The 3,711-nt window shown below is 62.6% G+C and carries 5 protein-coding genes and 1 pseudogene; 4 read left to right on the top strand and 2 right to left on the bottom strand.

Annotated features, from left to right (window positions below; genetic code table 11):
- From CF68_RS38920 to CF68_RS35885, 4 genes and pseudogenes are all read left to right on the top strand, one after another.
- Nucleotides 1–68, top strand: a 68-nt coding sequence (locus CF68_RS38920; protein WP_035815664.1) for a hypothetical protein, incomplete at its 5' end; no start/stop codon positions are given.
- Between the two features lie 4 nt (nucleotides 69–72).
- Nucleotides 73–1,263: an acetate/propionate family kinase gene (locus tag CF68_RS01720; RefSeq protein ID WP_035815613.1), complete on the top strand. Its 1,191-nt coding sequence runs from the start codon at nucleotides 73–75 to the stop codon at nucleotides 1,261–1,263.
- A 76-nt stretch (nucleotides 1,264–1,339) separates the two neighbouring features.
- Nucleotides 1,340–2,122 (top strand): enoyl-ACP reductase FabI, encoded by a 783-nt coding sequence (fabI, locus tag CF68_RS01715; protein ID WP_035815612.1) that lies wholly within the window; start codon nucleotides 1,340–1,342, stop codon nucleotides 2,120–2,122.
- 125 nt (nucleotides 2,123–2,247) lie between these two features.
- Nucleotides 2,248–2,804 (top strand): annotated as a pseudogene (locus tag CF68_RS35885) (N-acetyltransferase family protein).
- Between the two features lie 148 nt (nucleotides 2,805–2,952).
- Here the strand turns inward: CF68_RS35885 and CF68_RS39135 are convergent.
- Both CF68_RS39135 and CF68_RS38915 read right to left on the bottom strand, forming a co-directional pair.
- Nucleotides 2,953–3,117 carry a hypothetical protein gene (locus tag CF68_RS39135; RefSeq protein WP_369798841.1) on the bottom strand — a complete coding sequence of 55 codons (165 nt, stop codon included), beginning with the start codon at nucleotides 3,115–3,117 and terminating at the stop codon, nucleotides 2,953–2,955.
- A gap of 79 nt (nucleotides 3,118–3,196) precedes the next feature.
- Nucleotides 3,197–3,328: a hypothetical protein gene (locus CF68_RS38915; RefSeq protein WP_255351072.1), complete on the bottom strand. Its 132-nt coding sequence runs from the start codon at nucleotides 3,326–3,328 to the stop codon at nucleotides 3,197–3,199.
- Nucleotides 3,329–3,711 lie beyond the last annotated feature (383 nt).

Here is a 3,711-nt window from a genome sequence, read left to right as displayed (position 1 = left end):
TGGCGTCGTGCGCCGTGGCCGTGCTGGTGGCCAGGGCACGCCGCGAGTCCGGCCAGGTGGCGGGGTGATGCCATGGCCGCACTGATTCTGGTCCTGAATGCGGGTTCGTCGAGCATCAAGTACTGTGCCTACGATACCCATGACGACTCACTGAGGCTGGTGCTGCGCGGGAGCATCGAAGGGCTCTACACGGCGCCGGCATTCCGCGCGACTGATGCGTCGGGGGCCGAGATCGAGACCAAGCGGTGGGACGCCGACACCGATCTCGGCCACGAGGGGGCCATCGCCTTCCTGGCGGACTTCCTGCGCGGCCATGGGGAAGGGCATACGCTGAGCGCAGTGGGGCACCGGGTTGTGCACGGGGGAGTACGCTTCACCCAGCCGGCAAGGGTGACGGAGGCACTGCTGGCAGAACTGGACACGCTTTGCCCGCTCGCGCCTCTGCACCAGCCACACAATCTCAAACCGATCCGCATCCTTGCCGAACGGCGCCCTGAGTTGCCGCAGATCGCCTGCTTCGATACCGCCTTCCACCGGGCGCAGCTCGAGGTGGCACAGGCATTCGCATTGCCCGCGGCGATCACGGCGCGAGGCGTCAGGCGCTACGGGTTCCACGGGCTGTCGTACGAGTACATCGCGGGGGTCCTTCCGAGCGTCGATGCCGGCGCAGCAGCAGGACGCACGGTCGTGGCCCACCTCGGTAACGGCAGCAGCATGTGCGCGCTGGTGGCGGGGCGCAGCGTCGCCAGCACCATGGGCTTTACCGCGGTGGATGGCCTGCCGATGGGAACGCGCTGCGGCAGCCTCGATCCGGGCGTGATTCTGTACTTGATGAGCGAACTCGGCATGGATGCTCGGGCCATCGAGGACCTGATCTACCGCAAGTCGGGCCTGCTCGGCGTCTCTGGCGTGTCGAGCGATATGCGCGCGCTGCTTGCGAGCGACGATCCGCAAGCCCGCTTTGCTATCGAGTTGTACACCTACCGCGTCGCCCGCGAGCTTGGCTCGCTGGCTGCCGCCGCGCAGGGGCTGGATGCGCTGGTCTTCACTGCAGGCGTCGGCGAGCATGCCGCGCCGATCCGCGAGCGTGTATGCGAGCTGGCGGCATGGCTTGGCGTGAGCGTGGATCCCGCCGCCAATGCCAGCGACGGACCGCGTATCAGCTTGGCCTCGAGCCGTATCCCTGTTTGGGTCATCCCGACCAACGAGGAACTGATGATTGCCAGACATACCAGGGACGCCCTTGCAATGCCTACACGATGACCGCCGTTATAGCCCATCAAGGCAGCGGCTTGGTCTTGACGGCTCACTGGCAAAAATGAATCCGGGAGAGAGTGCCATGACTGCAGCGCCGCAACAACCGATCCTCAACAACGCCCGCGCACTCATCTGCGGGATCGCGAACGAACACTCCATTGCTTATGGGTGCGCCAAAGCCTTCCGCGAACTGGGAGCAGAGGTCGCGATTACCTATGCCAGCGAAAAGGCGCGCCAGTTTGTCGAGCCGGTGGCGCAGGAGCTTGACGCTTCCATCTTTCTGCCCCTGGATGTCACGAACCCAGCGGAAATGGACGCGTTGTTTGGTCGAATCAGCGAGCAGTGGGGAAGACTCGATATTCTGGTGCATTCGATCGCCTGGGCGCCGAAAGACGCTTTGCAGGGAGGCCTGCTCAATTGTTCGGCCGAAGGCTTTGCCAAGGCCATGGATGTGTCCTGCCACTCCTTCGTACGCATGGCGCGGCTGGCGGCGCCCCTGATGAGCGATGGTGGCACCATGTTCACCATGAGCTACCACGGCGCCAACAAGGTGGTGCCGAACTACAACGTCATGGGTCCGGTGAAGGCCGCCCTGGAAGCCGTGTCACGGTACCTCGCGTACGAGTTGGGCCCGCGCGGCATCCGCGTGCATGCGATCTCGCCAGGGCCACTGCAGACGCGCGCTGCATCCGGACTAAAGGGCTTCGATCTGATGCTCGCTGACGCCGTGGAACGCGCTCCACTTGGCGAGTTGGTCGACATCATGGATGTCGGATACACCTGCGCCTTCCTGGCTACGACCTACGCCAGGCGGCTATCGGGCGAAACGCTGTATGTGGATGGCGGCGTCAATATCATGGCATGACGCCAGCAAGTAGCCCGTTGACTTGGCGGGAGGCAAAAAGGCGGCGTTCGATGCCTGTGACGCCTGCCTTAGGCGGCCGCCATCGATTCAACGAACTCGCTTTCTTTCCTTACAACAACGTTGCCATGCAAGACAAGTCTGAAGCGACAAACTTTGTGCCGTTCAATGTATCCCTGTGCAATGAACGAGAAGTGCTAGTGCGGGAGATTACCGGAGATGACAAGGCCGGCCTGTTGGCGGCGTTCAACAAGCTTTCGGCAGATGCGCGTTACGCGAGATTCATGGCTGCCTGCAGCAGTTGCCGGAGGCGATGCTCGAACAAGCGACGCATCCCTCGGTTGAGCGCGAGTTCGCACTGGTGGCAATTGCCACGGAAAACAAGGTGTCGTCTATTGTGGGTGGTGCGCGCTACGCCGCCGCACCGGGCAGCGATACCTGCGAGTTTGCGGTAACGGTAGACGATGACTGGCATAGGCTTGGCTTGGCCCGCCGACTGCTGGGCACTCTGATCGACATCGCTCGGAGCCGCGGCTTTCGATGCATGGAAGGATATGTCTTATCGTCGAATACCGGCATGCGGCGACTGGCCAAACGTTTTGGATTTTCCGACTTAGCATGTCCAGACGACGCCACGCTACGCGTGGTGACCCTTGCGCTGCAAGACAGTGAGCGTAAATGCTAGGTGCAGGCGTCTTGCTGCAATGTCCTCCATTTTGACCTGATCCAGAAAAAATCTGTGCCACGCGTCCGGCGGCTTATCCGGGTCGGTGACATAGCGGGCGCCAAGCATGGTCGGGCCAGAGCGTCGAATTGGCATGATCACGAGCGGTTCATCGGGCGTCGTTCGGCTGCATGTTCACCAGAAGCCAAGTACCTTCCACCAAACACTCCCCGATCACGGCGAAGATCAGCAGGTCCACCACGCACATCACAAAACCGACGCGCCACCAGGTTCCCATCGTCTTCTTCACGCCGCGGGAGATCAGGATGGCCACCACGTCATCCTGAAGGTCATGCCGATCGGGGTTATGGCGATGATGGCCATCGTGGTCCTCTCGTTCGCAACGATTGTTGTCAGAAAGATGGCTCGTTGTCGCAGGTGACCTCGACCTTGTCCAAGGGGGCGGTCGCCGATGCGCTGACCGCTTTCGACAGTCCGATAATCTGGTTGCCCTCTGGCACAGGCAGCAGCAGGGTGATCAGCACGACCGTCGTGATCAGGGCGGGGCCCAGTCGTGGACGATGGCTTGGAATTCACGCGATTGCACTGGCGATCCCGCAGTGGATGGCACCATTGCAGAGTCTGCCCCGGCTTCACACCGACGGCAGCGGTGATCACGATGATGTCCGCGTCCTGCCCGTTCTCGTAATCACCGGCATAGAAGCGTGTCCCCTGAATGCAAACAGGGCCGGGCCGCCCACCCGCCGACCAGAGGAACGCGACCGACACCACTCCAAACGGGCATGGTTCCCTAACGTCTTCCACCGCCACCTCGTCCGCCGCCAAAGCCACCGCCGAAGCCGCCAGCAGCGGCCGGAGCCTGAACGCAGGCTCGCGCTTCCGCGATTGACGTCACGCTGCACGGCGC

It is taken from the genome of Cupriavidus sp. SK-4, from assembly GCF_000611125.1.
In the GTDB taxonomy this organism is placed as follows: domain Bacteria; phylum Pseudomonadota; class Gammaproteobacteria; order Burkholderiales; family Burkholderiaceae; genus Cupriavidus; species Cupriavidus necator.
This window is presented reverse-complemented; position numbering and strand designations above follow the sequence as displayed.

Bases quoted from the DNA above. Each gene is read 5' to 3' on its own strand.
- fabI (WP_035815612.1), top strand. From the start codon at position 1,340: ATGACTGCAGCGCCGCAACAACCGATCCTCAACAACGCCCGCGCACTC.
- CF68_RS01720 (WP_035815613.1), top strand. From the start codon at position 73: ATGGCCGCACTGATTCTGGTCCTGAATGCGGGTTCGTCGAGCATCAAG.